General features: G+C 58.0%; 38 protein-coding genes and 1 tRNA gene. 19 read left to right on the top strand and 20 right to left on the bottom strand.

Going from position 1 to position 23,484, the window contains the following annotated elements; all coding sequences use genetic code 11:
- Positions 1 to 252: 252 nt before the first annotated feature.
- Entirely contained in the window at positions 253 to 1,536 is a 1,284-nt protein-coding gene (locus tag CQ041_RS25620) for an FAD-binding oxidoreductase (RefSeq protein ID WP_105525178.1), read from the bottom strand.
- Positions 1,537 to 1,720: 184 nt separating this feature from the next.
- On the opposite strand from CQ041_RS25620, the gene CQ041_RS25615 reads away from it, so the two are divergent.
- Positions 1,721 to 1,797 (top strand) — tRNA-Val (locus CQ041_RS25615).
- A 109-nt stretch (positions 1,798 to 1,906) separates the two neighbouring features.
- Here CQ041_RS25615 and CQ041_RS25610 read toward each other — a convergent pair.
- The 10 genes from CQ041_RS25610 to CQ041_RS25565 form a co-directional block, all read right to left on the bottom strand.
- Positions 1,907 to 3,043 carry a tyrosine-type recombinase/integrase gene (locus CQ041_RS25610; protein ID WP_105525177.1) on the bottom strand — a complete coding sequence of 379 codons (1,137 nt, stop codon included), beginning with the start codon at positions 3,041 to 3,043 and terminating at the stop codon, positions 1,907 to 1,909.
- Positions 3,043 to 3,276 carry a hypothetical protein gene (locus tag CQ041_RS25605; protein ID WP_105525176.1) on the bottom strand — a complete coding sequence of 78 codons (234 nt, stop codon included), beginning with the start codon at positions 3,274 to 3,276 and terminating at the stop codon, positions 3,043 to 3,045. The genes CQ041_RS25610 and CQ041_RS25605 overlap by 1 nt, the downstream gene beginning before the upstream one ends.
- Positions 3,277 to 3,319: 43 nt before the next feature.
- A complete protein-coding gene (locus CQ041_RS25600) occupies positions 3,320 to 3,751 on the bottom strand; it encodes a hypothetical protein (protein WP_105525175.1) in 432 nt (143 codons plus the stop codon).
- Between the two features lie 49 nt (positions 3,752 to 3,800).
- Complete coding sequence (locus tag CQ041_RS25595) at positions 3,801 to 4,142, bottom strand: hypothetical protein (RefSeq protein WP_105525174.1); 342 nt, start codon at positions 4,140 to 4,142, stop codon at positions 3,801 to 3,803.
- Entirely contained in the window at positions 4,139 to 4,471 is a 333-nt protein-coding gene (locus CQ041_RS25590; RefSeq protein WP_105525173.1) for a hypothetical protein, read from the bottom strand. The genes CQ041_RS25595 and CQ041_RS25590 overlap by 4 nt, the downstream gene beginning before the upstream one ends.
- Before the next feature lie 49 nt (positions 4,472 to 4,520).
- Complete coding sequence (locus tag CQ041_RS25585; RefSeq protein ID WP_105525172.1) at positions 4,521 to 4,850, bottom strand: hypothetical protein; 330 nt, start codon at positions 4,848 to 4,850, stop codon at positions 4,521 to 4,523.
- A gap of 125 nt (positions 4,851 to 4,975) precedes the next feature.
- Positions 4,976 to 5,272 carry a hypothetical protein gene (locus tag CQ041_RS25580; RefSeq protein ID WP_105525171.1) on the bottom strand — a complete coding sequence of 99 codons (297 nt, stop codon included), beginning with the start codon at positions 5,270 to 5,272 and terminating at the stop codon, positions 4,976 to 4,978.
- Complete coding sequence (locus tag CQ041_RS25575; protein ID WP_105525170.1) at positions 5,269 to 5,529, bottom strand: hypothetical protein; 261 nt, start codon at positions 5,527 to 5,529, stop codon at positions 5,269 to 5,271. The genes CQ041_RS25580 and CQ041_RS25575 overlap by 4 nt, the downstream gene beginning before the upstream one ends.
- An 11-nt stretch (positions 5,530 to 5,540) precedes the next feature.
- A complete protein-coding gene (locus tag CQ041_RS25570; protein ID WP_105525169.1) occupies positions 5,541 to 6,098 on the bottom strand; it encodes a hypothetical protein in 558 nt (185 codons plus the stop codon).
- A 44-nt stretch (positions 6,099 to 6,142) separates the two neighbouring features.
- On the bottom strand, positions 6,143 to 8,200 hold the full coding sequence (locus tag CQ041_RS25565) for a DNA cytosine methyltransferase (protein WP_105525168.1): 2,058 nt from the start codon (positions 8,198 to 8,200) through the stop codon (positions 6,143 to 6,145).
- A gap of 48 nt (positions 8,201 to 8,248) precedes the next feature.
- On the opposite strand from CQ041_RS25565, the gene CQ041_RS25560 reads away from it, so the two are divergent.
- Both CQ041_RS25560 and CQ041_RS25555 read left to right on the top strand, forming a co-directional pair.
- Positions 8,249 to 8,653: a hypothetical protein gene (locus CQ041_RS25560; protein ID WP_146116100.1), complete on the top strand. Its 405-nt coding sequence runs from the start codon at positions 8,249 to 8,251 to the stop codon at positions 8,651 to 8,653.
- An 86-nt stretch (positions 8,654 to 8,739) separates the two neighbouring features.
- Complete coding sequence (locus CQ041_RS25555; protein ID WP_105525166.1) at positions 8,740 to 9,348, top strand: hypothetical protein; 609 nt, start codon at positions 8,740 to 8,742, stop codon at positions 9,346 to 9,348.
- Positions 9,349 to 9,351: 3 nt separating this feature from the next.
- Here CQ041_RS25555 and CQ041_RS25550 read toward each other — a convergent pair whose 3' ends face one another.
- The 6 genes from CQ041_RS25550 to CQ041_RS25530 all read right to left on the bottom strand — a co-directional run bounded on the left by CQ041_RS25550 (position 9,352) and on the right by CQ041_RS25530 (position 12,168).
- Entirely contained in the window at positions 9,352 to 10,167 is an 816-nt protein-coding gene (locus CQ041_RS25550; RefSeq protein ID WP_105525165.1) for a DUF2303 family protein, read from the bottom strand.
- Positions 10,168 to 10,191: 24 nt separating this feature from the next.
- Positions 10,192 to 10,539: a hypothetical protein gene (locus tag CQ041_RS25545; RefSeq protein ID WP_033901780.1), complete on the bottom strand. Its 348-nt coding sequence runs from the start codon at positions 10,537 to 10,539 to the stop codon at positions 10,192 to 10,194.
- A gap of 91 nt (positions 10,540 to 10,630) precedes the next feature.
- Positions 10,631 to 10,945 (bottom strand): hypothetical protein, encoded by a 315-nt coding sequence (locus CQ041_RS25540; RefSeq protein WP_105525164.1) that lies wholly within the window; start codon positions 10,943 to 10,945, stop codon positions 10,631 to 10,633.
- Positions 10,942 to 11,223, bottom strand: coding sequence for a hypothetical protein (locus CQ041_RS25535; protein WP_105525163.1), 282 nt, complete (start codon positions 11,221 to 11,223; stop codon positions 10,942 to 10,944). The genes CQ041_RS25540 and CQ041_RS25535 overlap by 4 nt, the downstream gene beginning before the upstream one ends.
- Positions 11,224 to 11,563: 340 nt before the next feature.
- Positions 11,564 to 11,713, bottom strand: coding sequence for a DUF3927 family protein (locus tag CQ041_RS26435; RefSeq protein WP_218276522.1), 150 nt, complete (start codon positions 11,711 to 11,713; stop codon positions 11,564 to 11,566).
- Positions 11,714 to 11,733: 20 nt separating this feature from the next.
- The gene (locus CQ041_RS25530) at positions 11,734 to 12,168 is read right to left on the bottom strand and encodes a tellurite resistance TerB family protein (protein ID WP_105525162.1); all 435 of its coding nucleotides are present in this window, start codon (positions 12,166 to 12,168) and stop codon (positions 11,734 to 11,736) included.
- Between the two features lie 654 nt (positions 12,169 to 12,822).
- Between CQ041_RS25530 and CQ041_RS25525 the strand changes: the two genes are divergently transcribed.
- Positions 12,823 to 13,140 carry a DUF1654 domain-containing protein gene (locus CQ041_RS25525; RefSeq protein ID WP_105525161.1) on the top strand — a complete coding sequence of 106 codons (318 nt, stop codon included), beginning with the start codon at positions 12,823 to 12,825 and terminating at the stop codon, positions 13,138 to 13,140.
- A gap of 47 nt (positions 13,141 to 13,187) precedes the next feature.
- Here the strand turns inward: CQ041_RS25525 and CQ041_RS25520 are convergent, their stop codons facing one another.
- The 3 genes from CQ041_RS25520 to CQ041_RS25510 all read right to left on the bottom strand — a co-directional run bounded on the left by CQ041_RS25520 (position 13,188) and on the right by CQ041_RS25510 (position 15,017).
- Positions 13,188 to 13,706: a hypothetical protein gene (locus CQ041_RS25520; RefSeq protein ID WP_105525160.1), complete on the bottom strand. Its 519-nt coding sequence runs from the start codon at positions 13,704 to 13,706 to the stop codon at positions 13,188 to 13,190.
- A complete protein-coding gene (locus tag CQ041_RS25515) occupies positions 13,703 to 14,077 on the bottom strand; it encodes a hypothetical protein (RefSeq protein ID WP_105525159.1) in 375 nt (124 codons plus the stop codon). Before CQ041_RS25515 ends, CQ041_RS25520 begins: the two co-directional genes overlap by 4 nt.
- 91 nt (positions 14,078 to 14,168) lie before the next feature.
- Positions 14,169 to 15,017, bottom strand: coding sequence for an XRE family transcriptional regulator (locus CQ041_RS25510; protein WP_105525158.1), 849 nt, complete (start codon positions 15,015 to 15,017; stop codon positions 14,169 to 14,171).
- 88 nt (positions 15,018 to 15,105) lie between these two features.
- Between CQ041_RS25510 and CQ041_RS25505 the strand changes: the two genes are divergently transcribed.
- The 15 genes from CQ041_RS25505 to CQ041_RS25435 all read left to right on the top strand — a co-directional run bounded on the left by CQ041_RS25505 (position 15,106) and on the right by CQ041_RS25435 (position 23,418).
- Positions 15,106 to 15,285, top strand: coding sequence for a Cro/CI family transcriptional regulator (locus CQ041_RS25505; RefSeq protein ID WP_044275252.1), 180 nt, complete (start codon positions 15,106 to 15,108; stop codon positions 15,283 to 15,285).
- Between the two features lie 29 nt (positions 15,286 to 15,314).
- Positions 15,315 to 15,791 carry a phage regulatory CII family protein gene (locus CQ041_RS25500; RefSeq protein WP_371923045.1) on the top strand — a complete coding sequence of 159 codons (477 nt, stop codon included), beginning with the start codon at positions 15,315 to 15,317 and terminating at the stop codon, positions 15,789 to 15,791.
- 193 nt (positions 15,792 to 15,984) lie between these two features.
- Positions 15,985 to 16,920 carry a DnaT-like ssDNA-binding domain-containing protein gene (locus tag CQ041_RS25495; RefSeq protein WP_105525156.1) on the top strand — a complete coding sequence of 312 codons (936 nt, stop codon included), beginning with the start codon at positions 15,985 to 15,987 and terminating at the stop codon, positions 16,918 to 16,920.
- Complete coding sequence (locus CQ041_RS25490) at positions 16,910 to 17,716, top strand: ATP-binding protein (protein ID WP_105525155.1); 807 nt, start codon at positions 16,910 to 16,912, stop codon at positions 17,714 to 17,716. Before CQ041_RS25495 ends, CQ041_RS25490 begins: the two co-directional genes overlap by 11 nt.
- A complete protein-coding gene (locus CQ041_RS25485; protein WP_105525154.1) occupies positions 17,716 to 17,925 on the top strand; it encodes a hypothetical protein in 210 nt (69 codons plus the stop codon). Before CQ041_RS25490 ends, CQ041_RS25485 begins: the two co-directional genes overlap by 1 nt.
- 5 nt (positions 17,926 to 17,930) lie before the next feature.
- Positions 17,931 to 18,362 (top strand): VRR-NUC domain-containing protein, encoded by a 432-nt coding sequence (locus CQ041_RS25480; protein WP_105525179.1) that lies wholly within the window; start codon positions 17,931 to 17,933, stop codon positions 18,360 to 18,362.
- Positions 18,359 to 19,639: a tyrosine-type recombinase/integrase gene (locus CQ041_RS25475; RefSeq protein WP_105525153.1), complete on the top strand. Its 1,281-nt coding sequence runs from the start codon at positions 18,359 to 18,361 to the stop codon at positions 19,637 to 19,639. The genes CQ041_RS25480 and CQ041_RS25475 overlap by 4 nt, the downstream gene beginning before the upstream one ends.
- Positions 19,640 to 19,655: 16 nt before the next feature.
- The gene (locus tag CQ041_RS25470) at positions 19,656 to 20,375 is read left to right on the top strand and encodes a hypothetical protein (protein WP_105525152.1); all 720 of its coding nucleotides are present in this window, start codon (positions 19,656 to 19,658) and stop codon (positions 20,373 to 20,375) included.
- Positions 20,372 to 20,704, top strand: coding sequence for a hypothetical protein (locus tag CQ041_RS25465; protein WP_105525151.1), 333 nt, complete (start codon positions 20,372 to 20,374; stop codon positions 20,702 to 20,704). Before CQ041_RS25470 ends, CQ041_RS25465 begins: the two co-directional genes overlap by 4 nt.
- A gap of 2 nt (positions 20,705 to 20,706) precedes the next feature.
- Positions 20,707 to 20,919, top strand: a complete 213-nt coding sequence (locus CQ041_RS25460) for a hypothetical protein (protein ID WP_105525150.1) — start codon at positions 20,707 to 20,709, stop codon at positions 20,917 to 20,919.
- A 3-nt stretch (positions 20,920 to 20,922) separates the two neighbouring features.
- A complete protein-coding gene (locus CQ041_RS25455; protein WP_105525149.1) occupies positions 20,923 to 21,276 on the top strand; it encodes an antiterminator Q family protein in 354 nt (117 codons plus the stop codon).
- 214 nt (positions 21,277 to 21,490) lie between these two features.
- Positions 21,491 to 21,829, top strand: a complete 339-nt coding sequence (locus tag CQ041_RS25450; RefSeq protein WP_010211438.1) for a hypothetical protein — start codon at positions 21,491 to 21,493, stop codon at positions 21,827 to 21,829.
- Complete coding sequence (locus CQ041_RS25445; RefSeq protein WP_105525148.1) at positions 21,826 to 22,170, top strand: hypothetical protein; 345 nt, start codon at positions 21,826 to 21,828, stop codon at positions 22,168 to 22,170. The genes CQ041_RS25450 and CQ041_RS25445 overlap by 4 nt, the downstream gene beginning before the upstream one ends.
- Positions 22,171 to 22,175: 5 nt before the next feature.
- Positions 22,176 to 22,667: a DUF2514 family protein gene (locus tag CQ041_RS25440; RefSeq protein ID WP_146116099.1), complete on the top strand. Its 492-nt coding sequence runs from the start codon at positions 22,176 to 22,178 to the stop codon at positions 22,665 to 22,667.
- A gap of 10 nt (positions 22,668 to 22,677) precedes the next feature.
- Positions 22,678 to 23,418 (top strand): hypothetical protein, encoded by a 741-nt coding sequence (locus tag CQ041_RS25435; protein WP_105525146.1) that lies wholly within the window; start codon positions 22,678 to 22,680, stop codon positions 23,416 to 23,418.
- Positions 23,419 to 23,484 lie beyond the last annotated feature (66 nt).

The raw sequence follows: 23,484 nt of genomic DNA, 5'->3' as shown, positions 1-23,484 counted from the left end.
GCGGTAGTTCAGTCGGTTAGAATACCGGCCTGTCACGCCGGGGGTCGCGGGTTCGAGTCCCGTCCGCTGCGCCATATCTGCCTCAAGGCCCACTGAACGCCTTGAAGCGCAAAGCAAGCCTCTGGCTACTTTGATCCGATAGCAAAGACCCTGGTCGAAAGATCGGGGTTTTTTGTGTCTGCGATTTGGTCCAGGGACCACCTGGGTCAAAACTGTGGGAGCGGGCTTTCCCGCTCCCACAGTTTGATCGGGTTAAAACCCCAACTTATCCCGTAGCCCGTAATACCAGGCCCCCAGTGCCGCAAACGGGGTGCGCAGCAATTGCCCGCCCGGGAACGGGTAGTGCGGCAGGCCGGCAAACGCATCAAAACGCTCTGCCTGGCCGCGCAGCGCCTCAGCTAGCACCTTGCCCGCCAGGTGCGTGTACGTCACGCCATGGCCGCTGCAGCCCTGCGAGTAGTAGATGTTGTCACCCAGACGGCCCACTTGCGGCAGGCGTGACAGGGTCAGCAGGAAATTGCCTGTCCAGGCGTAGTCGATCTTCACGTCCTTGAGCTGCGGGAAGGCCTTGAGCATCTTTGGCCGGATGATCGCTTCGATGTTGGCCGGATCCCGCGCGCCATACACCACGCCGCCGCCGAAAATCAGACGCTTGTCGTGGGTAAGGCGGTAGTAGTCGAGCAAATAGTTACAGTCTTCGACGCAATAATCCTGGGGCAGCAGCGTGTTGGCCAGCTCATCGCCCAGGGGTGCCGTGGTGATCACCTGGGTGCCGCACGGCATTGACTTGGCTGCCAGCTCTGGCACCAGGTTACCCAGGTAGGCGTTGCCTGCGACGATGATGAACTTGGCCCTGACCTTGCCTTCAGCCGTATGCACGACCGGGTTGGCGCCGCGCTCGATACGCACCGCCGCCGATTGCTCGTAGATCGTGCCGCCCAGGGATTCCACAGCCGCCGCTTCGCCCAGCGCCAGGTTGAGCGGGTGGATGTGCCCGCCGCTCATGTCCAGCAGGCCGCCAACATAGTTGTCACAGGCCACCACCTCACGGATACGGCGCTCGTCCAGCAGTTCCAGCTGGGTATGGCCGTAGCGTTCCCACAGGCGCTTCTGCGACTCCAGGTGGCCCATGTGCTTGCTGTTGAGGGCGGCGAACACGCCCCCGTTCTTCAGGTCGCACTGGATCTGATACTTGGCCACGCGCTCGCGAATGATCTTGCTGCCTTCAAACGCCATGTCACCGAGCAATTGCGCTTGCCTGGGGCCGACGCTACGCTCGATCACATCGATATCACGGCTGTAGCTGTTGACGATCTGCCCGCCATTTCGGCCCGAGGCGCCAAAGCCGACTTTGGCGGCTTCCAGTACCGTCACGCGAAAACCGCTCTCCAGCAAGAACAAGGCGCTGGACAAGCCCGTATAGCCGGCGCCGATCACGCACACGTCGGTGTCGACTTCGCCTTGCAATGAAGGACGAGGCGGCACGGCATTCGCGGAAGCGGCGTAATACGACTGGGGGTAGGGGGTGTTCGCCATCCTGGAACCTCTGTTTTATATTTTTTACGAGTGGCCTGATCCTACCTGAGTTGAAAATCGGCTGCCAGCCACCCGAAAATCACCGGCATCCGCGCCGCAAATAAAAAATTCGCATATTCATAGGGTTAGCTGCAAAAAAGATGTTGACACCCCTCCGGAATTCCGTAGAATGCCGCCTCACAGCAGGCACGTAGCTCAGTTGGTTAGAGCACCACCTTGACATGGTGGGGGTCGTTGGTTCGAGTCCAATCGCGCCTACCAAACAAAATCCGCTCTGCTGGGCGGTCTAGAAGGGCTCACCGAAAGGTGGGCCCTTTTTTGTTGTCTGCGATTTGCAAAACTTTTGCAAAACTTTTGCAAAACTCCCACCTCAGAACGCCAATTCGGCGCCCACCTCCAGGTACTCGATCTTCTTTTCGTCGTGCCCCTCCTGATAGTGCTTCGTCATCTTCTCGTCCGCGTGGCCCATCAGCGCCTGGATGTACTCCTGTGGGAATTTCTGCTGCTCGTACAGCCAGGCGCCCAATGCGCGGATCTCGTGAAAAGTGGGGCGCTCGCCGGCCGGCACATGGTCGTAGGCGTGTGCGGCGTCCCTGGCCTTGCTGAACTCCTTGGTCAGGTAGTCCGGGGTCACGGATGTCCAGTGTTCCTTGGCGTCGATCTGTTCCCGCCGGCGGGCCTTGGGCTTGTAGTGGATCAGGTATGGCGATGCGAGCGGCGATCGCAGGCACTCCCCGACAACCTCACGCAGCGCAGCGCCCATGGTGATCTTCAGGTGCACAGGGTTTTCGTAGCCTTGGGTTTTCCCCGGCGACACGGTGAGCGTGTTCTTCTCCATGTCGGCGGCTGACTTCAACCAGGTGACGATGTCGTCCCGGCGCTGAAGACTGGCCAGGGCCAGGCGGATTGCCCGCTTCAGCCATGGCGGGGTTGTCGCGGCATCGATGATCATCTTCAATCCGTCGAGCGTGTGGCGCTGGCGCTTCTTCTCCGCCTCTTTCTTCACCAGGGTCAGTTCGGCGTTGTTGCGCTCAGCCAGACCCTTGGCCACCGCGAACGCGAAGATCTGCACCCAAAGCCCGCGGTGCTTCGTGTAGGCGTTGTTGCTGAAGTTGTCCAGGTACTCGGCCATGGCCAGCACATCCAACTGCCCAATCAGGCGGTCGCCCAGATCCTGCCGGTACCGCTCGAGCTTGAACTTGATTTCCTCCAGGGTTCTCGCGGCGTATGAACGATCCGGCAGCCATTCCTCTTCGAAGCGTGTCAGCAGATTGCTCACGATTGGTAGGCGGTCGCCTGTCAGTACGGCCAGCAGCGAGCCGTCATCGACGACCAGCTCCGCGAACTTGAGGTTGGCCGCCCGGGCCAGCTTGATTGCCTCCTCCAGTGGGCGGTTGATGCTGGTCATCACGCCCGTGACCGGGTTGCGATACCGCCAATATTTCCCGTTCGGGTAGAGGTTTGGCGGTAGCTTTCTGTTTTGCAGCGTGCGGGGCCGGGCAGCCATCACCCGAGCTCCAGCATCTTGGCCAGCAGCGGGTCATTCGATCCCATGACCGCCGCCTGCACATCGACGAAATACATCCCGCCTTTTACCTCTCCGATCACTTCGCCTTCCTCGATCCATTTTTTCAACTGCTGTAGGCTCGGCTTTCCGCCGACATACCGCAACTTCCTGTATTCGCCGGCCTCCATGAGGCGCGGCAGCTTGACCGTAATCTGGGCCAGGACTTTTGCCATGATGATGCTCCGCGCCGCGCTGGGCGGCAGAAGGTGGGAGTGGTTATTCGTCGTCGGAGTCAGGATCTTCAACGTCGCCATGGCTGACGCTGATGGGCAGTTTGCCAAGGCGATCCATTGCCAGGACGAGCCCGATGCGCAAGCCTTTGGCCATATCTTTTGTCAGCATGATCTCGACTGGATCATCGACGCCCAGGGAGAGGGTCGTGCCTTCTTTTGAGTTGTCGGTAATGATCTGCAGTTGATCGGTCTGGCGTTTATGCCAGGCAAGCAGCGCTTCGATCATCTCGCCGACATCCTGCGGCGCGCCTACTGAGCCCTCCAGCGCGCCTTTGACGAGCTTCTCCAGCTCCAGTTTTTCATCTTCGGCGCGCTCGAGCTGGTCGTCGGCGGCGAACGGCCCGCCCACCATTGACCAACTGCTGGCGAATACCTGGGCTTGTTCCATGATGGCTTTAACAGTTTTCTCAGACATGGGAATACCTCGCCCGCCGCTCACCGGCAGGCATGTAGGGGGATTGGGGTTAGAGTTGTGGCGCGAGAAGGTCAGCAACCACTTCGCCGGTATCATGGAAATACCAGTCGCTGTCGGTCAGGTTATTGATCATGAAGGCTGCGAAGCTGTCAGCTGACATGCTCCTCATGATCCGCTCAAACTTCGCGGGCGGCCCTTTCCAGGTCGGCTCTACGCCAACGAGGCGGGCGGCTGCAAGATTGTGGTGGCCGTCCAGTAGAACGCGATAGTGCTTGCTACGAATCTCAAGGGTGACTGTCCTGACCACGAATACTTTGAATGTGCCTGCCTTTTTGGCGATGACATCGCGGTTCAGATATCGCTGGCTGCTGATCAGAGGTGGCGCGCTCATGGCTTCCAGCGCCTCCCAACGCGAAAAACCATCATCATGTTGTGATAGAGCGGGACCTGATAGACGCTTTCGAAAAACTCGCCCTTGCCAGAAATGAATCCAGTAGGAACTTTTGTTGGGGCTGATCCATATTCACGCCACATCGATTCGCCGCCATTCTCATCCCAGTAGGCGCGCTCTCTTTTCGGAATTTCATCGTAGGTTTTTTCGAATGCGGTGTGATCGGGGATATCACAGATGCGCCGCCACGCCGGATTTTTCTTGCACCATTCTTTTGCGTGCTCTGCAGCTTGCGCACCTGAGTAAAATTCTCCTGTTGGCTCTCTCATGGCCTTGACCCCTTGTAGATGAAGACGTAGGCGAACCAGAGGGTGGCGATCATGGCGTCACCTCCCGGCGGGCCCACCAGCAGACCGGGCCGTCGTCGGTGTCGTGAATGGCCAGGCAGAACCAGCCTTCGCCATCAGGCCGGTCCGGCTCCCAGTAGCTGCAGTCCGGGTCACCAGCTTCGAAATAGCGCTCAGAGACCGCTTGGTCGCTGTGGTATTCGAGGAAGACCATGGCCACTTCCAGCGCCTGCTCGGCAACCCAGGCTTTAACCTTGTCTCCGTCTCCCTCATCAAAGTCGGGCATATCGGGGTGAGCGAACATGCCGTATTCATCGCGCACGACCGGGGCTGGCTGTATCAATTTGATTTCTTCAGGCATGACTTCGTCCTTGCCGCTATAGCGGCCGACTTTGAGTTAATAAAAAGTGAGGGAGATGGCCGAGAGTTAAGATTCTCTGGGCGCCGTGAAGATTTTCCGGGGTGGTGCCGGGAGTAGGAGGGGAGTTAAACGCCTGGACGTCCTTTGAAGGCGAGCCAAATGTAGTGCCGTCCTTTGGCCGTAACCTTGATTTTGCCAACCTGGCGGTTCCAGGTGATCAGTCGCAGCTCTTCAAGGATGCTCGTCAGCGTGTGCCCCTGGTGCCAGCCGGCCAGAGCTTTGATACATCCCTGGGCCAGCAGCCCACGAAAGTCATCGTGGCCGAAGTTGGTGCCCTGGAACGACCCGTGCATCTGCTCGTCGCTCACCAGGTCGGTGATGGCGCGCACGTTCGGGTCAAGGCGGTAGGATTTGTGGGTCATGGCAATTCGTCTCCGACGATCATCCTGCAGGGGCCAAGCCTTACAGCTGCCAGCTCTTCCACCAGTTCGTTGATCCGATCTTGAGCCTGATCAACAACCTTTTGCGCCTCGTGCACATCGATCCAGTTGCCCATGGCTTGGTCTTCAAACTTCTGCACCGACTTTCCGGACGGGGACAGGAGGAAGGCGTAGCGTGGCAAGGCGTTCAGCTTGTCCCAGAACTCGAAGCCATCCCGCGTTTTGATGTTACGCATCATGTGATCTCCAATTAGTTGTCAGTGCTGGTGTAGGTGCGCCATGGCACCTTCACCCCGTTGACCAGAAAACCCCAGGTTCCCTGGTATGGACCGCTGATAAACAAGGTAAAGGCCCCGCCCTCCGCAACGCTGTCGATCCGGTGGTACTCGCCGTAATGCAGTGAGGCGGTATCGCCCGGCACTCGGTCGATGTACTCGGTAGCCTGCGCTGACGCCGGAACGTTGAGCCCCGACAAAACGGGATCCTCGTGGTCGAGCAGGCGCTGCTCCGTATAGCCGCCGCTCAGAATGATCGTTCGCGCGTTCCAAGGGTGGTCGTGCAGGTCGCGATCACGGTCTGGCCGCTTGATGTGGTGGATCCGCACTGACCACGGGCACCACCAGAGCCGCGACCGATGACTGTCCCGGTCGTAGGGGTTGAACAGCCACCAGCGGCCCATGTACATCTCGGTGCCGTCGGCTGACATGATGTGAAGGTACGGGGTGCACTGGGCGCGGGCGATGAGCCAGGCGGCAACAGCCGGGCGCGCAAGCAGCTTGGCGATTAGGCGCCAGAAGAGATTGATCACGGGGAGTCCTTGCCGGGCCATGCCCGGGCGGTGGAGTGAGGTGGTTATGCGGCGTGTGCTTGGCGTTGCTCGGCGCGCCATGGGTCGTTGGCGCGTGCCAGCGCAGCCATTGGCGGCGGGCTGACGCTGTTGCCGCACATGTGCACCTGCTGAGTCTTGGTGAACGGCTTGCCGTCGGCGCCGTGGCTGATGATGTAGTCGGCCGGGAAGCCCTGGGCCTTGTACAGTTCGGACGGCTTCAGCATCCGTAGGCAGATGTCGACGATCACGTAGGGGGTGCCCTTCACCATCACGGTGACCATTGCGAGCCGGTCCTTGGTGGTGATGGTCGGCGCGGGCGCATCGCAAGCGCTGATGTTCTCGGTGCCGTAGTAGCTGATCAGGAAGGCGGCAACCCGCAGGGCCCCCGCTTCATGCTCTGGCGAGAGGGTGAGCGACACCAGCGAGCTCTTGCCGCCGCCGCCGGCCGTGATTGTCGGCGCTGGATCATCCAGGCCCTGGCCAATGCTGCCGCCGAAAGCTCGTTCCATGAATGCGCTGACCAACCCGTGGTGCTGGCCGCCGGCGCTGATGGTGTGCAGCGGGTCATTTGCGTCCCGTGCATCACAGTTGCCGCGCATGTGCACCAAGTGCGCCGTCGCCAGTTGCTGCTGGCTGCCGGTGTTGGTCACCGTGGTCATCGGGTCTTCGATGCTCTTGGCGTCGGTGGTGTTGAAGCCGCCATTCATTTGGGCCATGAACACCGTGGATATCCCCATAGCGTGAGCGGCCCCCGCCGGACGCTGATAGTTACCGCCGCTGGTGATGGTGGGCAGTGGCTCATCCAGCGCCTTGCCCGCGTCATTGAAGCGAAACTTCACCAGGTGCGCGGCTGCCAGAGCGTGCTTCACGCCGCCGGCGACCAAGGTGCCCAGTGGTTGATCCAGACCTGGCACTCGTGGCTCCTGCCCGGGGCGCTCACCGTAGCCCGACTGAATCAACGTAGGACTGATCAGCGTCAGCTCGCCACGGTTCGCGCAGGTCACCGTTGGCAGCGGTTCGAGTGGGTCGTTAATCCGGTCGCTGCCCTGGTGCGTTGCCGGCGCGATGATTGGGCTGACCACGCTGAAGGCGCCGCCCTTCGGGTAGGAGGTGATTGTGCGCAGCGGCTCGCCGGCCGATTGCACGGTCTCTCCCGACCAGTTGGCGATTGGCACAATGAACGGCGTCGCGCTATCGATGACAAACTTCTTCATGCCCTTGGCAACGCGGCGCAGGGTGGCCGGGGCCAGGTCCTTCTTGCGACCGAAGATGCTTTTGCCCAGGTCGGTGAAGTCGATGCAGTCAGCGGCTGTTTTCCACTTCTGCTGGCCCTTGGCGGGGTTCTTGGTGTGAGTCGCCTCCGGCCACACGATCGGCTGGCCGTCGCACCGGGCGATCATGAACAGGCGTTCCCGGCTGGTCGGAGCGCCGAAGTCGCACGCCTTGATCACCTTCCACTCCACCACATAGCCCATGCCTTCGAGCAGAGCCACGAGGCGCCGCCAGGTACGTCCGCGCTGCTTCGGGTCGGGGATCAGGAACTGCTGGCCCACCGGCACAACTTCACCAGGTGCTGCCACTTCCCCGCCGAGTTTCACCACACGGCCCGTGGCCTTGTCGCGCTTGGCGATCAGTCGGCCCCACTGCAAGATCTGTTTCACGTTCTCCAGGCTGATCACCCGGGGTCGCTTCATACCTGCCCACTTGAGGCCGATCCATGAAAGGTTCCGGATCTCGCGCTTGCGCGGCTGGCCGCCGGCAGCCTGGCTGTGGTGGGTGCAGTCCGGCGACATGTGAAACCAGCCCACGGCCTTGCCGCCGCATTCGGTGTCCGGGTCACCTTCAAACACGTCGGTGGTGAAGTGCCGGGCGCCCGGGTGATTCACGGTGTGCATGCTGATCGCTTGCGGGCTGTGGTTCTTCGCGACGTTCACAGCGCGGCCCAGGCCCATTTCCAGGCCGGTACCGGCGCCGCCACCACCACAAAAGAAATCGACAACGATCTCATCGTCCTGAGGGTTGAAGCCGAGACCGTATTGGGTTTTGAAATCGAAGGGGGGTTTCTTCTGTTGTGCGGACATGGGGTATCCTCGCTTGTATATTGCGGCGCTAGAAATTGGGGTCTGGGAATGTCTAAAGAAGTGCCACCAACAACTGGCTATATACCGATGACGCAATGGGCCATTATTCCGGGGTTGGCCCTTGCGATAGTTCTGGCTGTTCTGGCTTTGATTACGCCTGTCACGGCTTGGTTTGGCGTGTTAATGCCAGATGGCCGTAGTGCTCCAGATTGGTTCATGCGCAGCGGAGCTGTTACTGCGGTATTTGCATTCGCAGCGCAAGAGCAAGCGGCAAGCGCTATTGAGCGACTATCTCCTAGGGGGTTAGGCTCCAAGGAGATCAGCAGCCTTCGCCTGGTTTTTATGAGGCCATTGAATTGGATTAAAAGATTCATATTCTGGCTTGCCATAGCTGGCTCGTTGATTTGGGCGTACGGTGATATAGCGATGCTTTTAGTCCGGCCAGGGCTTTAGAGATTGGCGATTTGCATAAGTGTTTTCAACTATTGCGACTAGTTGAAGTGAGCTCGAAGAGTGCATTGATTAATCGGGGGTTGGACATGAAGAAAGTATTAAAAGCAGCTTTATGCTTTGTTGCTAAGTCTTTGTGGGTGTCGTTTTTAGTTTTAATTAGCGCGCTGCTGGTGATCGTGGCACTAGTTTTTATATCTAAGTCAACTAGCGGTGATGCAGCTGCATGGACTCAGGCGGTTGGTTCAGTCGTTGCAATATTTTCCGCAATTTATATTGCGAGCAGGCAGAGTCGTCACCAGATCGAGCTAGCAAAAAAAATTGCTGATGAAAAATCGGTCGCCCAGGCCGCTAGGCTATATTTTATTGCGAAAGAATACTCAGATTCTGTGTTGAGCGTGGTGGATAAAGATGTTTGGGTGGTTAAGACGGATAATATTATTTCAGTAACTTTTACTCGTATGCTTAATAGGATTAATTCAAATTTTGATGATGATTTAGATATCCAAAGAAATGAACAGATTCATGTTTTGCGAACCCAGCTTACAGCTTTGATTTTTGCTCTCGATAATAGTGGACTCGGAGCTGTAGAGAACCGCGCGAGCCTTGTGGGACAGCTTCAGGAACAGGCCCCCAAAGTAAGAGAGGCCTGTTTGAACCTGTTGAGAGCGGCTACTCCGAAAACCGGCACAATATGATTTTTATTTTGGATCAAAGGAACCGAGGGAGAGCAATGCGTTAGTGCCGATTTTCTCTTGAAGAACCGTCTTGAATTCCTGTGCGATGTCCTCGCGCTGAACTTCCTCCCCAACCCAACGCAGTTTCAGCGCCGGCACTGCGCCGCTAGTAATCACTGAAATGCGCAGGTTGATCTGCTGCTCGGTCAGGCCCTCGAACGGGATCACACTAAACAGCAGGGCGGCCGGCAGCGTTTCTTTGCTGCGCGCTTCGATTTGATCCATGGCGCTGCGGCTGGCGCTGGTGTCGCCGACGGTGGTTTCGGATTCGCTGCTGGCTTTGACCGTGATGGTGCGTACCGCGGCGATGGCCTTGGCCACTGGAATCGCTTTGCCTTCGTCATCTACCGGCGTCAGATACTGGTGCCAGTCCTCGATCCAGTCGCTCAGATCCTTCTGCGTCATGGACCGGCCGCCGATGGATTGCGCTGCCTTATAGCCGGCCGATGCCTTGAGCTTCAGAACGGCGCGGTCATCCGCGTGGCCCGGCTCTACGTCGGTGCCCAGGTTGAAAAGCAGTGTGCAGGTCATTTCATCCTGATCGATGAAACCCTTGGCGGAGGCGATCGCACGGTCGGCGACGTAGGCGCTGAAGTCGGCCAGCGAGTGGGTGGAGTAAATGCCGCGGAAGCGGCTACGGCCAGCCTGCCATTTTTCGAGGGTGACCACCTGGCAGTTATCGGGTAGCACTACGGTGGGCGTTTGAGTTGCCAGAGTCTTGCCTGCGGCTTGCAGGGCTGTATCGGTGATCAGCTGTACTGCTTCTTTGGTCATGGACATTCGTCAGATCCTTTTGCGGGGGATTTAGGTGCGAGGCTTGATTGGGGCTTCTTCGCGGGTGAAGAGCTGGTCGTGCTTTTCAGCGAACAGGGTGATCTTGCCGCCCGAGCCGACGTGCATCGGCGTGTCCAGGCTGGTGTTCTCGCTGCGGGTGCCGCGCTTGGTCGGCACCTTGTAGTCGAGTTTGTGCTTGATCTTCACTTGGCTGGATTCGCCGATCTGGCTGAAGTCCAGGGTGATAACCAGCTTGCCGGCTTTGCCGTGGTCAACGACACCAGAGGCAACTTCGGAAAGGGCGTGACCGATCTGGCTGGCGAAGGCGCCGCCATTCAGTTCTTCGAGGAATTCGGCGGTGTTGGTTGCGGTGGACATGGCTGTTTCTCCGGTATGGCCTGCAGGCCGCTAGGTGGGAGGTTGAATTGAGATTGGCGAAGGCGCTGGCGCACCTGGTTGTTGATGCGTTTCATGGCGCGCTGGGGATCTTGAAGTCGTTCTCACGGGCAATGAGCCGTGCACGTCTGTAGTCGATCCCAAGTGCGTCGCAGGCGTCGTACAGGGATGAGCCGGAGTCGACCAGCTGCTTCAGGCGTGGCGCGATCTTGTCGCGTTCGGCGCGCAGCTTGTTGCTGTGACCGCCGCCGTAGCTACCGGCCTTCTCACCGCTCACGCCCTGGGCGATCTCCTGAATCACATTGCCGGCGCCGAAGAAGGCCTCCATCTGCTGATTCAGGTTGGTGATGATCGAATCCCGCGGATCGGGCATCGGAACGCCGATCACTGCGCACCGCCTGAGAGCGCCACCTTCACGCCGTCCGCACGAGATTCCAGGGTCTGGGCGAAGTTGCTGGCTTCCTTCCACGTCCAGCGGAAGCCCTTCACCTTGCCGGTGGCGAGCTCCACGATGTGGTACGCCTTGCCTGCCGTCTTGATCTGGAAGCGAATCTTTTGCACGGGCTGCTCCTTGCCGATCAGGGTGTAGAAGTCGGCGGTGGCGATGCGGGAGCGAATGTGCAGAGCCGCAACCCCGTCGACGCGCTGTTTGATTGATGGGTGCATGGTGGATACCTCGATGGGGTTGCGTTCATTCGTCAGCTACCTGACCGCCTGCTGGTTGCCGTTGGGCGCAGGGGAGGGGGCTGACGGATAAAGGCGACCCGTAAAAAAGCCCAGTAGGGACTGGGCTTTTCGTTGCGAAACATAGACCTCCCTATGTCACGCAGGGGTGGCGGTTGAGCGCCTGGGTTTGAAGTTCACATGGCTGCAAATCCTCCGTTGTTCGCTCACTGGGTTGGCAGTGGCCACCGTTTTCTATGGGTGTTGCATGCAGGTGGGCGGTTATAGGCCGCGATTTCGTTCGCATCCCAAAGCCGACTCAACGAATGGACAGAGGTGATGCTCAGCGTTGTTTGATCAGCGGCCAGATCAGAAGCAGGATCAGCACTGCAAGGAACCCGTCGGCGCACATGCTGATGATTCGAGAAACTGAATCGATCAGCACTACGCCGATGAGCAGAGCGACGATGAAAAGCGCCCGAAGGCGTTTCACCAACTCTGTGACCCCTGGCATTACAGGTGGTCTTTCAGGTTCAGGCCGAGAAGCTTGGCGCTGCGCTCCAGCGCGGTCAGTTCGGCCGGCTCGATCTCGCCGTCCGCCTCGGCCACCGTCAGCATGACGTTGAGTACGGTCAGCGCTTCGGCCGGGGAGTGGGCCAGGTCGCCCAGTTCTTTCTCGGCGTTCTGGCGCAGGATGCGGGCACCCGACTTGAAGTCGGTCTTGGCGCGGTCGATGGTGTTGGAGAGCTCAGCGCCGAAGCCCTGGAGCGCTGGGTTGTTGCTGAGGATGGTTTCGATCTTCTGCAGCTCGCTTTCTTCCAACTCGCCATCGGCGGCCGCAACGTAGATCGAGCCGTAAACCACCGCTTCCATCAGGTCGCGGTTTGCTAGCTTGGCGACTGCTGCACGGGCCTGGCCGGATTTCTTGCCGAACAATTTGCCTAACATGGTAATTCCTCTTGCGCTGGGTTGATTTCCCGTCAGGCCCTTTTTCGAAGACCTATCGGCGAAATCCCGGTCTCGCTACTGGCGACAGACCGGGGTATTGCATCAGCGATGTTGGCCAGTCACCCGCCGCTGATTGCAGGGTTTGGCCGGTCGTCTTCGTTGGTTGGCGGTGAGCTTCCTCCCCTAGGCGTCAATCAGCATCTGTTCGCCTTGGATCACAGGTCCCTACAACATGCACGCTGCAGCTCGTTTGCCCGGTTAAGTGGGCAGGGTGCATGAGGTCCAGCAGTCCCAGCCGAGGCTATCGGGACCGCTAATTCGATTCGGTGTCTCTCCCTTTTTGCCGCTGGGATTCGCGGGGCGCATTGCTTGCCGGGTCACTCACTCGGTTCTGGCATTTCACCATCGAGCAGCCGTACAAGGTTTTCCCTGTCGTTGGCAGGCTTTCGGGCCTGTCTGCTCGCCGGTCGCCGGTAGAGGCAATACGGTCTGTTGTTTGTTGCGCTGGCTGTTAAAGAGCGGTGGGCGTTCTGTGCTTGTGGAGAAAGCACAAGTCGGCTTGCATTTATAAAAGCATGCTTGTGATTTGAATGCAAGCACGCTTGTGTTTATTTTGCCTACTGTATGTATGTACAGCATTCTTGGGAGGTGGTTATGGCTAAGCAGAAGGGAAGCCCGACAGGCTCGGCACGGGCAGAAATGACGGGTATGGAACGGCTGGGATTGAGGGTGTCATCGATGATCAACCACCCAGTTGCGCAGGCGCAGCGCTGGGTGACGATTCATCGCCTGGATACGGACGGGGATAAAGAGTGGGAAGAGGTTCTAGGGGTGATAGCCGAAACCGACGAGATTGAGCTGACGCTCAATGATGACGGCAGCGTAACGGTGAGATGGGAGCAGCAGGAGGTTGAAGTAGCGGGTAGGGGCGAGGTTGAGTTTGAGCAGGAAGAAGAGGCGGCGCCTTTTTGACGGACAAAAAAACCCGCCATTGGCGGGTTTTTCTTTCAGAACAAGGACTATTTTTGAGCTTTAGGTGTAGCAATCTGGCTGGCTTGAATTGACTCAAGAAGCTCTCTATTTTGCTTTGCTTGTAATTGAGACTCTTCGATGAGTTTCTCAATACGCTGCTGCGACTGCAGGGAACTTTTCCCGCCATCGAATATTCCCTGAGCACTACCTATAAGCGTGTAGTTAGCGCCCATGATAGCCAAAACCACCGCCACGCCTATGCCTGCCATCCAAAGCTTGAAGTCTTTGATTTCTTTGGTGGCATCAGAAACAGAATCTTCCATCCTGCCTAGGCGCTCATCAAGCGCTTTGTCTCGGACACCTTGCTCGGAGCGAAATGACTGCTCGCGCAGCTCGATCTCCCGGCGAAGCTGATCGTCGCGAAGCTTCAATTCATGCCTGTATTCGGTATCGTTACTCATGGCTTTAGGATGATCTAATTTCTGCGTCGCGTCTACTGCGGTGCCAGAGGCCGCATCTATGTCGGGCCGAATTTTCGCAATTTTGCTTCCCCAGTCAGAACTCATTTTTTCTCTACCGGATTTGCTTTTAACCAATCTTTCACGTGATCCGCCATGATGAATCTAACTGAGCCGCACGCGTTGCATGACATAAGAAACGCTGTTTTGAAATTCTTAGCATTTGAGGCATGAGGAAGTCGGAAGACCTGTAGGATTTCATTTCCGACCCTGGCTGGGTCCGGGTCTTCCATGTCAATGCTCCAGCCATCGTCTTTCTGGCACTGCGGGCAAACAGTAGAGGAGAAGTGACTGGTCATGAACCGAATCATCTCATCAAATTTCACCAGGTAGTGTGATGAGACGTATTTTGGAAGTATTACAGGCTCTGCCGATTCATCACTGGTGGTAGCTTCGATCGGTATATCGTCATCTGTCATCTGGCAAATCCTTTTGGGTGTGAATCTTAATTTCAGAACGGTTCAAAATAGCGTAGGGCACACGACTACTAAGAACGGGCAGGAAAGCTCATCAGACCAAGTGAGCGTTCCATACCAGAAGCACCCTAGCCAAGATATACGTGTCATCGACTCGGATATCCTCGGGATCATGATGCTTATTGTCGGAGATCATCTTAAATCGATCCTTGCCTTTCTTCTGCAAGCGCTTCACGTAAAGCATGTCGTCGTGGGAGAAGAGGTAGATACCGTCGCCAGTGAACTCCCTGATCGTGATGTCCACGAGCAGCGGGTCGCGGTCTTTGATCGTCGGTGCCATTGACTGCCCCCACCCGGTGATCATCTTTAGGTGGAAGTGCTCTTTGAAGGTGACGCCCAGGTCGCGCAGATGCTTGGGGCTGACCCTGATGTCCTGGAGCATTTCGGGGTATTCGTGCGGGATCTGCCCGCCGCCCATCGCTGCGCGCACGTCGTAGTGGGCAATCCATACTTCGTCACCGACTTGGCCCGCCCTGGTGAAGTCGACTTTCACTACATTGGTCGACTTCGACTCAAGCGCCACATCTTCTACCACTTCGGCGATTCGTGCTCTCGCCTCATCCGATAAGCCCCGGCCGTGCTTCGCGAGCATCTGCTTGACCAGGTCCGCCGAAGAATAATTACCAGCTTTTGGAGTATCCGCGGCCTTCCGGCTTGGCGGCTCACCTTTGCCTGATAGCAGCCAATCTACCGTCGTGTCATAGCCTTCAGCGATCGCTACCAGATTTTCGTTCTTTATGTTGCCGGTATCACCGGCAAACCACTGACGAACAGCTTCGTAGCTGACCCCGCAGGTGGTCGCTATATCTCTTTTGAATCCTCGCGGCCCGATCTCAGGCTTTCGCGCCAGGACAAGTTTCGCAATCCGATCAGTAATTTTCATGCAAGCAATCTACAAGTTAGCTTGGCAAGCATGCTTGCTTAGTAAACACAAGCATGCTTGAATTGCCGTATACCCAAAGGAGTCAGCCATGAACCGTGCCGACGCAATTAACCATTTCAAAGGGATCGCCCCCCTAGCCAAAGCGCTCGGCATCACATACGAGGCAGTCCGGCAGTGGGGCGAAGAGATCCCTGAGCTACGTCAATACCAGCTTGAACTTGTAACTGACGGCCAATTGAAGGCCGACAAAAAGAAAACCGCTGCATAAGGCGTCCTTGTCATTGATCTGTTGAGCGAATGATCGCCGGACCTGGCGGCCGCTACCACGGAAACAAATTTGAGGTTTTACGAATGGAAGATTTCTTGAGGGCTTGCCACACCACCATCAAGGAAAGTGGGGCAGAAGAGCTTGCCGGGAAGATGTGCCTCTCGCACGTGAGCCTGCTGCAGCGCTCGAACCCGGATAACTCGGCCCACCACCTGACCATCGAGCATCTGTTTGGCGTTCTGCTGCACACCGGCGACATGCGCGCGCTGATTTCACTCGCTGACAAGTTTGGCTACGACCTGGTTGCCCGAGAGAAGCCGGCAGCCAAACCGTTGATGGTTGCTCTCGGGCATCTGTCCGCCGAGTGCGGGGATGTTGGGCGCTTGATCTTCGACGCCGCCGCTGACAACCACATCAGCCAGCACGAAAAAGCCCAGGGCGAGAAAGCCATTCAGGAAGCAATCGAAGCGCTGCACATCCTGCGCGAATCGCTGAAGGCCGCCTGAATCGCAGGCATAAAAAAACCGCCTGGCAGGGCGGTCCTTTCGACAGCAATAAAACTTGTGGGGCCATTATGAACACGACAGCTAACCCTGGCAATACCCCTGCTGTCTCGACACGTTTTGACGCTTCTAAAAGCGTGTCGCGACACCAGTTTCATTTCGAAGAGATTGAGCAAATTGCCGGGAGTGCCCGCTAATGGCCCGCGCACGCAATATCAAGCCAGGGCTTTTCAGCAACGAATTGCTGGTTGAGCTTCCTGCGTTTGACCGCCTTGCCTTCATTGGTCTTTGGTGCTTGGCGGATCGGGAAGGTCGCCTCGAAGATCGCGTAAAGCGAATCAAGATCGAGCTGTTTCCATGTGACGACTATGACGTCGACACAGGGTTGTCTCGCCTCGCTGCCGCCGGCTTCATCTCTCGATACCAGGTTGCCGGTTTCTCAGTTATCGAGATCATCAACTTCCAAAAGCATCAGAGCCCACACGGCACCGAAAAGGATAGCTCGCTACCTGACGCTAACGGCTATCTCACTGTTTACGAACGTAAAGGTAACGTTGTCATTGCTGGCTCACAACGGAAGGTTCCCGTTGCTGCTCAGTCTTTTAACGTTAAAGAACCGTTAGAGCCAGTTAATCCACCGTTAGATAACGCCCTGATTCCTGATTGTGGATTCCTGATTCCTGATTCACCGAATCAAGATCAACACCACTCTCTCAACGCAGGCGAAGAAACTCCGGCTGCCGGCAGTGACATGGGCGGTGCCGTAGAAGACTTGCCGCCGGAAGAACCTGGGCCTGCTGTTGACCCAAAGTCCCCGGTCGAGATGACGCTGGATTGGATGCCAGATGCTGATTTGCTCAAAGCCTACTGCGTTCACTTCGGAGTCACTACGGACCTGTTCACCAAGGAGGCGGTCGCCCCGTTCACTGCTCACCACGAAATCACGGGCCTGCTGCAGCCCCAGGCCAAATGGGTTTCGCTGCTGGTGCGGTGGGTGAAAGACGACAAGAACCGAGACAGCAACGTCCGCCCATTCGTGAAGAAGGACGCACCATCACGTCACACAGGTTTCGCTGATCGAGACTACACGGACGGCCTGGTACAGCGAGAGGACGGTTCCTATGCGCTCTGAGAAAGTCGTATCGATTTCAGACGGCGTATTGCCGATCCGTACTCAGCCCGCCGAATGTGAGAAGCACGGGCAATTTGACCAGAAGGTGACCGTTATCCTCGGGCGTGAGCTCAAGGGCGGGTGCCCTGAGTGTCTGCGAGCCATCGCAGCAGATCGAGAGGCGAGCGCCAAGGCAGAAGAGTCGTATCAGTTGAGGCTTTCCTTGGCCCGCAAGCTCGGAGACGCCCTGATACCGAAACGCTTCCTGAGCCGAACCCTGGATAACTACCAGGACGAGCATGAGGGGCAGCGACGGGCACTGAAATTTTGCCGTCACTACGTCGCTACGTTCGACCAGATCCGGGATGCCGGGCGCTGCATGGTGCTGATCGGGAAGCCGGGAACAGGCAAGACTCATCTGGGTGTGGCCATGGCCAATGAGCTTCTACACAAGTCCTCCCGCACGGCCGTATACCGGACGTTTGGGGCGGTTCTTCAAGCAATCCGCTGCACCTATGACAAGAGCAGTGATAGGACCGAAGGCAGCATCCTGGCGAGCTTGATCAGTCCCGACCTCTTGGTGCTGGATGAAATCGGCGTGAGCAAGGAGCAGCCCAGCGACTTCGAGCTGACCACGCTGTTTGCAATCATCAACGGCCGTTACGAACGAGAGGCTCCCACGGTGATCATCTCGAACCTCAAAGCCGATGAGCTAGGTCGCGCAATGGGGGACAGGTGCGTTGACCGGTTGCGCGAGGGTGGGCTCATCGTTGTCCCGTTCGACTGGGAGTCGCAGCGTGGAAAGGACGGGTTTTGATGAGCAATGCGCGTTTGGCCCCGACCGATCCGTCTGCATATCGATATGCGGTGCACTGCTGCGGCTACAAGTGGGAACTCACTGACAAGACAGACCGGGCTGTCGCGTTATTTGAGCATCCATCGGCAGCGCTGAAATTCGGGGCAGCAATGTGGCCATCCACCTTCGAAGTGATCGATGTCGTTACGGGTGAGCGGGTATGCGCGTGAAGTCGATGAAGCCGGCTGCCGTGAAGCCGTTCAGCCCGAAGCCCGTGCGCGCCAAGTCTGTGGACCGTGAAGGCCTGGAGCAGGCCGCGCTGATCAAAGAAATAAGCCTGCGCTATCCGGCGGCCGCCAAGCTGATCTATCACGTACCGAACGGCGGGCACCGGCACAAGCTGGTGGCGATGAAGCTGAAAGAGCAGGGCGTGAAGGCCGGTGTGCCCGACTTGGTGCTGCCCATGGCCCGCGGCGGGTACTTCGGCCTCTACATCGAATTCAAGGCCCGGGCGCCGTATGACGCTGCGGTGTCTCCCTCCCAAGACGCATACCTACAGGCGCTGACTGATCAGGGTTATCTGGCCATCGTCTGCCGTGGGCACGTCGACGCCATTGAGGCTATCCGGGCCTATCTTCTCCAACCTCAAACCAAGGCCGCCGCATGACCCAGACAATGCTCACTTCGTTTACCGATGCGGAGATTCGCCGGCAGGCAGGCAACACCGCCGTCCGTGATCTGCGTGACGCTCGATACCCTGGTGTGTATTTCCGCTTCCACCAAAACCGTGAGCGCGGTACCTGGTACCTGGTGTCGGGCGGCAAGTGGGACAAGATCGCCGGGTTTCCTCAGTTGCCTGTGAAGGGTTTGATCGTCGCGTTGCCGAAGATCCGCGAGCGCCTGGCCGGCGATCCCAAAGCTTCAGCCGCGGCCGGCACGTTGCAGACCGTTGGCGAGCTGCTGGACTGGTTCACCGCCCGTCAGGCCGTTGACCGCAGTCTGTCGTCCAAGCGCCGCTCTACCAACACCTCGATCATTTCCTGCCACCTGAAGCCACGGCTCGCCGATATCGCCGTGGAAGACGTTGACCGCTCCACCCTCGACAAGCTGGTGATGTGGCCGATGCAGGCTGAAATGTCCCTGTCCTACGTCCGTCTGATGTGGGGCGTGCTGGTGGTCGCGTTCCGCCAGGCCGAGAAGCTGCGCCTGATCGCAGCTAACCCCATTGCCGGGTTCAAGTTCACCGACTTCACCAAGGCCCGGATCCAGCCGAAGCCGTCTCGTCTGCGCGCCGTCCAACTCGAGGAAGTGATAGGTGAACTGGCCGACGGCTTCGACCAGCACCCCCAGGACTGCATGCTGGCCCTGATGATGCTGTGCCACGGCACCCGCGCCGGCGAGACCAGGCAAGCGCAGTGGTCCCACTTCACCCTGGGTGAGCAGGGCGAGTGGTTCATTCCCACCGAGAACACAAAGACCCGCTGCGAGCATCACCTGCCACTGACCCACCAGGTGTGCGCGCTGCTGGAGCGGTATCGGGACTGGCAGTCGGCCAAAGGCTACAAAGGCACCTACGTGTTCCCGGCGCGGGGCCGTGGGCCGATCAGTGACAGCCAGGCGTGCGCCGTGTTCACGCGCTTGGGCAAGGGTGAGTGGACGAGTCACGACCTGCGCAAGGTGGCCCGAACCGGGTGGACTGACCTGGGCGTCGACTTCCTGATCGGCGAGATGCTGGTGAACCACACGCTTACCCGCAACGTGCAGACCTACATCCACACCTCGGCCGAACTGCTCAAGCGCGAGGCGTTGGTTAAGTGGCATGACTGGCTAGACGGGAAGGGTTTCAACCTCATTCACCGCTCGACCATGACTAGAAACGGAAATTCGCACAATGACGCCGAGGCCTTGAATGGCGCGGCCTCTAGCCAAATCCAGAAACCATAAAAGGCGAGGTTTAAAAATGGACAATCAATCGCAATTTCCCGACCTGGCCAACCTGAAGCGCGTGGCTGAGGCCGCCGAGAATACGTTTGCTGAGCTGTGCAAATCCGGCGGAGACGATCTTGCGGAGGTCTGGGACAAGGCAGAGCTGGAATTCATGGACGTCGCTAACTCGACCGCGGTGCTGGCCCTGATCTCAGAAATCCAGGCGCTCCGCAAAGAGGCTGAGCGGCTAAGAACGGCCGAAGGCGCTGCTATGACCTACAAGGCTGGGATGGAGAATGTCGCTCAGCAGCGTGATCAACTCAAGGCTGAAAACGAGGCACTGGGTAATAAGTCGATCTATTGGCAATGCGCACCAGGAATAGGGCTTATCCGCTGTGTTAGCGATTCCCGCTATCGCAAGTTCTCGCCGCGCACCCGTATGCGGTATTCGCCGGTCTTGGTGGTTACCGATGAGTTGCTTCGCAAGGATGCCGAGCGTTATCGGTGGTTCCGCAATCACTCTCTCCAAATCGTGCACGCGTCGAGCGGTACGTGGGTCCATGACCTGGACAAGGTGATAGATGCAGCAATGGCGAAGGTCGACGTATTCGATGTGCCGCTGATGTGTCGCCAGCGCATGGCCGCCGAAGGCCTGCCATACCCTCGATCGTCTTGCTACTCCTGTGGTCAGTTCTCGCCCAAATCGCGTGAATGTGACGGCCTGATCGCTGCTCGGTTGAAGGGGGGCAAATGAAGAAGTCTCACGGGCCGGCGTTGAGCCGAGAGCTGAAATTTATCGTTGAGTGCAGCGTCTGCCGAGGTACCGGCATCTACACCGGTGTCTTCCATCAGATGACCTGTGAAAACTGTCACGCCTCCGGCTGGGTTTGCGGGAGAACGCTTACCACGCTTCCATTGATGGATGTCGTCCAGGTCCTAAACGTCAGGCTAAAGGAGGTGCAGCAGCAGTTGGTAGCCGCTCAGCGCGCTTTGGCCGGAATGGGCGTCGATGCGGGGCCTGCTCGTCAATACAACGAGAACAACCGCCGCGGCGCCGGCGGCACCAACTACACAGGGGATTGAGCATGGGCATCAAATTTACAGAAGATCAGGCTCGAGTTACCGATCAAGAAGCGGTGGTGGTTGGGCTGCTGGCAGAGGCCTGGAATGAGTTTCTGAAGTTGCCTATAGAGCATCCAATGGAGCAGCGCGAGTTCTGCACGGCCATTCATTCGTGCCAAGACAAGATATTGGCTCGCGGTGGTCGTCGCGTCATCAATACACAAGCAGGGGATTGAATCATGGCCTTCACACCGACGTTCAAAGAACGCACAGCCGAGGATCTGCTCGAGCATTGGGGCCGCTGGGTTGTCCTGGGCTCAGGTGTGTCCTGCTGTGCCTCTCGGGAGAACACCGTGCTGTCGCCTATGATCACCGACGACGACGCGCTTATGATCGATGGCTTGATGGGGCGCCTGCTCAAGCGCTACCCCGAATGCGGCCAGGTACTGATGAAGTACTACACCAGTCGCGATACGTCGCTGATGGAGGTTGGAAAGAAAATGAAGTTCGGCGAGGAGAAGACGCGCGGGCTCTGGAAGGCTGGAATTGCGTGGATCGATGGGGCATTAGATATTCGTCGTCAGGCTGCTTGACAGCCCCGGTCCCTGCATATAGATTTCTCGTTACTTTGCGGTTTTTCCGCGAGCAAAGCCCGACCCTGAGTTGGGCTTTTTGCTTTCTACAGTTAACAGAGCCTCGGCATTCGCCGGGGCTTTTTCGTTTTCGGCTCCACCACACCCGTTGCTATGGCCGGGAGTGCTGATGGGGCTGATTCAATTTCCAAACATGCCCCACGGAGTCGAGCGCATGGAGTATCTACAGCGCCTGCTCGACAAGATCGACAGGTTCGAATTGTTGATTGCGGGTCTGATTGGGGCCGTTGTTGCGAGCTGGTGGCACAAGGACGACTTGTCCGACTGGCGTGCCTGGATGGTGTTCTTGATCACGGGGGTTGCCTGTTCGCTGTACCTGACGAGCATGGTCAGCGCCTATCTGAATGTCACCGAGCCAAAGATCGTCGCGGGGATTGGTTTTCTCCTTGGCACGTTCGGCGGCTCGCTCCTAGCAGCAATCAACCGAGCCATCAAAGCCGCTGACCTCTGGGCGCTTATCCGCCAGCGGTTCGGGGGAGGCAATCCACCATGAATCTTGAACTGATCAACTCCATCGCCTGCGGCCTTATTGCGGCCTGGGCGACCTGGTGCGTACTGAGCGGTAAGGTGAGGGACGGCATCCTCGGGAAGCTGATCTATTCGGCGATCGCCATCAGCGGCTTCGTTGTAATGGCGCGCAGTCAGAACATCTTCTTCGGCCCGACCACTGCCGGCCTGACGCTGCATGTGTCCCTGGCCATGGCCGGTGCTCGCCACATCTTCATGGTCACGTACTGGCAGCAAGTGAAGGCCTGGCTCTGCCGGACGCTGAACTGCGAGCACTGCATGGGTTGTGACAGTAGTCGGGAATCAGGAAAGGACAATCCATTGTGATAGCCATGGTGAAGCTGGTCCCTGCTTGGGTATGGATTGTCCTGGCTGTGGCCGCATCGTTTGGTGTTCTGTACTTGCAGCTCCAGAGTGCGAAGTCAGACCTGATCGAAGCGACCGGTGAGCGCGACATCGCAACCGCGAAGGCCAAATCACTCAGCAAGACCCTGAACCTGCAGCGTCAGGTCACCGATGACGTCAACCGAGCCGCCGACAATGCCCATACTCAAAACCAAAGCATCCAGGCTGCTGTTGTTGTCGCTGATGGCCGGGCTCGCAGCCTGCAGCAACAAATCACCGACCTCCTTGCCAGTCGACGCACCTGCGCTGCCGAGGTTGCCAGCGGAAGCAAGGCAAGAGCCGACCTTACCGTTCTGCTTGCCGACCTGCGTAGAAGCGCTGACGAAGAAGCGGGAAAGCTGGCAGAAGCGCTTGATCGAAGCCGAATAGCAGGTTTCGCATGCCAGACGGCTTACACCGCTGCTTCCCTATATAGATAGGCATGCCGAGATGTTTCAGATCAATGCTCGAACCAACATCGAAGAGCTATCGAAGGCTCTTCGAACGGTAGGTGAAAAACAACTGCCATTCGCCTTTGCGCTGATGGCTACCCGCCTGGCCGTGCTGGTTAAGAAGGGCGAGCTGTCGGTGTTGAAAGCGCGTATTGATCGGCCGACAACAACGACACTGAATAGCCTTTATGTGAAGCCCGCCACGAAGGGTAAGCCTGAAGCCCGCACCTTCTTTAAGGACGCATGGACATCAGGCGTGCCCGCTGACACATACCTGCAGCAGGCAGTGAAGGGCGGTCGCCGCCCTCATAAGCGTTTTGAGAAAGCATTGATCGCAAAAGGGATCATGAAACCAGGGCAGTACGCACTGCCAGCAGCATCAGCACTCAATCAGTTCGGCAACGTTCCCCGCGGCACGATCATGAAGATCCTGTCGGGCCTTGGTGCGGCCGAGACTGTCAGTGGTGTGCAGGCCAACGCCACAGGAAGCAAACGCAGTAAGCGTAAGGGCAATGCCCAGAAGTATTTCGCCGGCGAAGTCGACGGCACCCAAGGTGTTTGGGAGCGGAAGAAGACGGCGTGGGGGGATGCGGTTCGGCCGGTGTTCATCTTCAGTGATGGCGAGCCAGGCTACCGGGTCATCCTCCCGTTCTACAAGATCGCCGACAACATCGTGAAAGCGAACAGGGTTCGTGAGTTCCAAAGCGCAATGGACACGGCACTGGCGACGAAACGATAGGAGTTCTTGAATGGAGGGCGGTGGGCGCCCCTGGATGGTGCACCCACCCCCCCCCCTTTGGGTCCT

The sequence above is a fragment of the Pseudomonas sp. MYb60 genome (assembly GCF_002979555.1).
Lineage (GTDB): Bacteria > Pseudomonadota > Gammaproteobacteria > Pseudomonadales > Pseudomonadaceae > Aquipseudomonas.
Note: the sequence above shows the minus strand (reverse complement) of the source record. Positions and strands in the feature narration are given on the sequence as shown.

Coding starts and splice junctions, on each gene's coding strand:
- CQ041_RS25605 (WP_105525176.1), bottom strand. CDS start 3,276: ATGGCAAAAGTCCTGGCCCAGATTACGGTCAAGCTGCCGCGCCTCATG.
- CQ041_RS25520 (WP_105525160.1), bottom strand. CDS start 13,706: ATGAGTTCTGACTGGGGAAGCAAAATTGCGAAAATTCGGCCCGACATA.
- CQ041_RS25445 (WP_105525148.1), top strand. CDS start 21,826: ATGAATCTTGAACTGATCAACTCCATCGCCTGCGGCCTTATTGCGGCC.
- CQ041_RS25490 (WP_105525155.1), top strand. CDS start 16,910: ATGCGCTCTGAGAAAGTCGTATCGATTTCAGACGGCGTATTGCCGATC.
- CQ041_RS25550 (WP_105525165.1), bottom strand. CDS start 10,167: ATGTCCATGACCAAAGAAGCAGTACAGCTGATCACCGATACAGCCCTG.
- CQ041_RS25580 (WP_105525171.1), bottom strand. CDS start 5,272: ATGACCCACAAATCCTACCGCCTTGACCCGAACGTGCGCGCCATCACC.
- CQ041_RS25470 (WP_105525152.1), top strand. CDS start 19,656: ATGGACAATCAATCGCAATTTCCCGACCTGGCCAACCTGAAGCGCGTG.
- CQ041_RS25450 (WP_010211438.1), top strand. CDS start 21,491: ATGGAGTATCTACAGCGCCTGCTCGACAAGATCGACAGGTTCGAATTG.
- CQ041_RS25565 (WP_105525168.1), bottom strand. CDS start 8,200: ATGTCCGCACAACAGAAGAAACCCCCCTTCGATTTCAAAACCCAATAC.
- CQ041_RS25475 (WP_105525153.1), top strand. CDS start 18,359: ATGACCCAGACAATGCTCACTTCGTTTACCGATGCGGAGATTCGCCGG.
- CQ041_RS25440 (WP_146116099.1), top strand. CDS start 22,176: ATGGTGAAGCTGGTCCCTGCTTGGGTATGGATTGTCCTGGCTGTGGCC.
- CQ041_RS25465 (WP_105525151.1), top strand. CDS start 20,372: ATGAAGAAGTCTCACGGGCCGGCGTTGAGCCGAGAGCTGAAATTTATC.
- CQ041_RS25515 (WP_105525159.1), bottom strand. CDS start 14,077: ATGACAGATGACGATATACCGATCGAAGCTACCACCAGTGATGAATCG.
- CQ041_RS25535 (WP_105525163.1), bottom strand. CDS start 11,223: ATGCACCCATCAATCAAACAGCGCGTCGACGGGGTTGCGGCTCTGCAC.
- CQ041_RS25460 (WP_105525150.1), top strand. CDS start 20,707: ATGGGCATCAAATTTACAGAAGATCAGGCTCGAGTTACCGATCAAGAA.
- CQ041_RS25590 (WP_105525173.1), bottom strand. CDS start 4,471: ATGAGAGAGCCAACAGGAGAATTTTACTCAGGTGCGCAAGCTGCAGAG.
- CQ041_RS25495 (WP_105525156.1), top strand. CDS start 15,985: ATGGCCCGCGCACGCAATATCAAGCCAGGGCTTTTCAGCAACGAATTG.
- CQ041_RS25485 (WP_105525154.1), top strand. CDS start 17,716: ATGAGCAATGCGCGTTTGGCCCCGACCGATCCGTCTGCATATCGATAT.
- CQ041_RS25545 (WP_033901780.1), bottom strand. CDS start 10,539: ATGTCCACCGCAACCAACACCGCCGAATTCCTCGAAGAACTGAATGGC.
- CQ041_RS25600 (WP_105525175.1), bottom strand. CDS start 3,751: ATGTCTGAGAAAACTGTTAAAGCCATCATGGAACAAGCCCAGGTATTC.
- CQ041_RS25585 (WP_105525172.1), bottom strand. CDS start 4,850: ATGCCTGAAGAAATCAAATTGATACAGCCAGCCCCGGTCGTGCGCGAT.
- CQ041_RS25595 (WP_105525174.1), bottom strand. CDS start 4,142: ATGAGCGCGCCACCTCTGATCAGCAGCCAGCGATATCTGAACCGCGAT.
- CQ041_RS25480 (WP_105525179.1), top strand. CDS start 17,931: ATGAAGCCGGCTGCCGTGAAGCCGTTCAGCCCGAAGCCCGTGCGCGCC.
- CQ041_RS25530 (WP_105525162.1), bottom strand. CDS start 12,168: ATGTTAGGCAAATTGTTCGGCAAGAAATCCGGCCAGGCCCGTGCAGCA.
- CQ041_RS25500 (WP_371923045.1), top strand. CDS start 15,315: ATGATCGCCGGACCTGGCGGCCGCTACCACGGAAACAAATTTGAGGTT.
- CQ041_RS25575 (WP_105525170.1), bottom strand. CDS start 5,529: ATGATGCGTAACATCAAAACGCGGGATGGCTTCGAGTTCTGGGACAAG.
- CQ041_RS25435 (WP_105525146.1), top strand. CDS start 22,678: ATGTTTCAGATCAATGCTCGAACCAACATCGAAGAGCTATCGAAGGCT.
- CQ041_RS25455 (WP_105525149.1), top strand. CDS start 20,923: ATGGCCTTCACACCGACGTTCAAAGAACGCACAGCCGAGGATCTGCTC.
- CQ041_RS25525 (WP_105525161.1), top strand. CDS start 12,823: ATGGCTAAGCAGAAGGGAAGCCCGACAGGCTCGGCACGGGCAGAAATG.
- CQ041_RS25620 (WP_105525178.1), bottom strand. CDS start 1,536: ATGGCGAACACCCCCTACCCCCAGTCGTATTACGCCGCTTCCGCGAAT.
- CQ041_RS25610 (WP_105525177.1), bottom strand. CDS start 3,043: ATGGCTGCCCGGCCCCGCACGCTGCAAAACAGAAAGCTACCGCCAAAC.
- CQ041_RS25505 (WP_044275252.1), top strand. CDS start 15,106: ATGAACCGTGCCGACGCAATTAACCATTTCAAAGGGATCGCCCCCCTA.
- CQ041_RS25560 (WP_146116100.1), top strand. CDS start 8,249: ATGTCTAAAGAAGTGCCACCAACAACTGGCTATATACCGATGACGCAA.
- CQ041_RS25555 (WP_105525166.1), top strand. CDS start 8,740: ATGAAGAAAGTATTAAAAGCAGCTTTATGCTTTGTTGCTAAGTCTTTG.
- CQ041_RS25510 (WP_105525158.1), bottom strand. CDS start 15,017: ATGAAAATTACTGATCGGATTGCGAAACTTGTCCTGGCGCGAAAGCCT.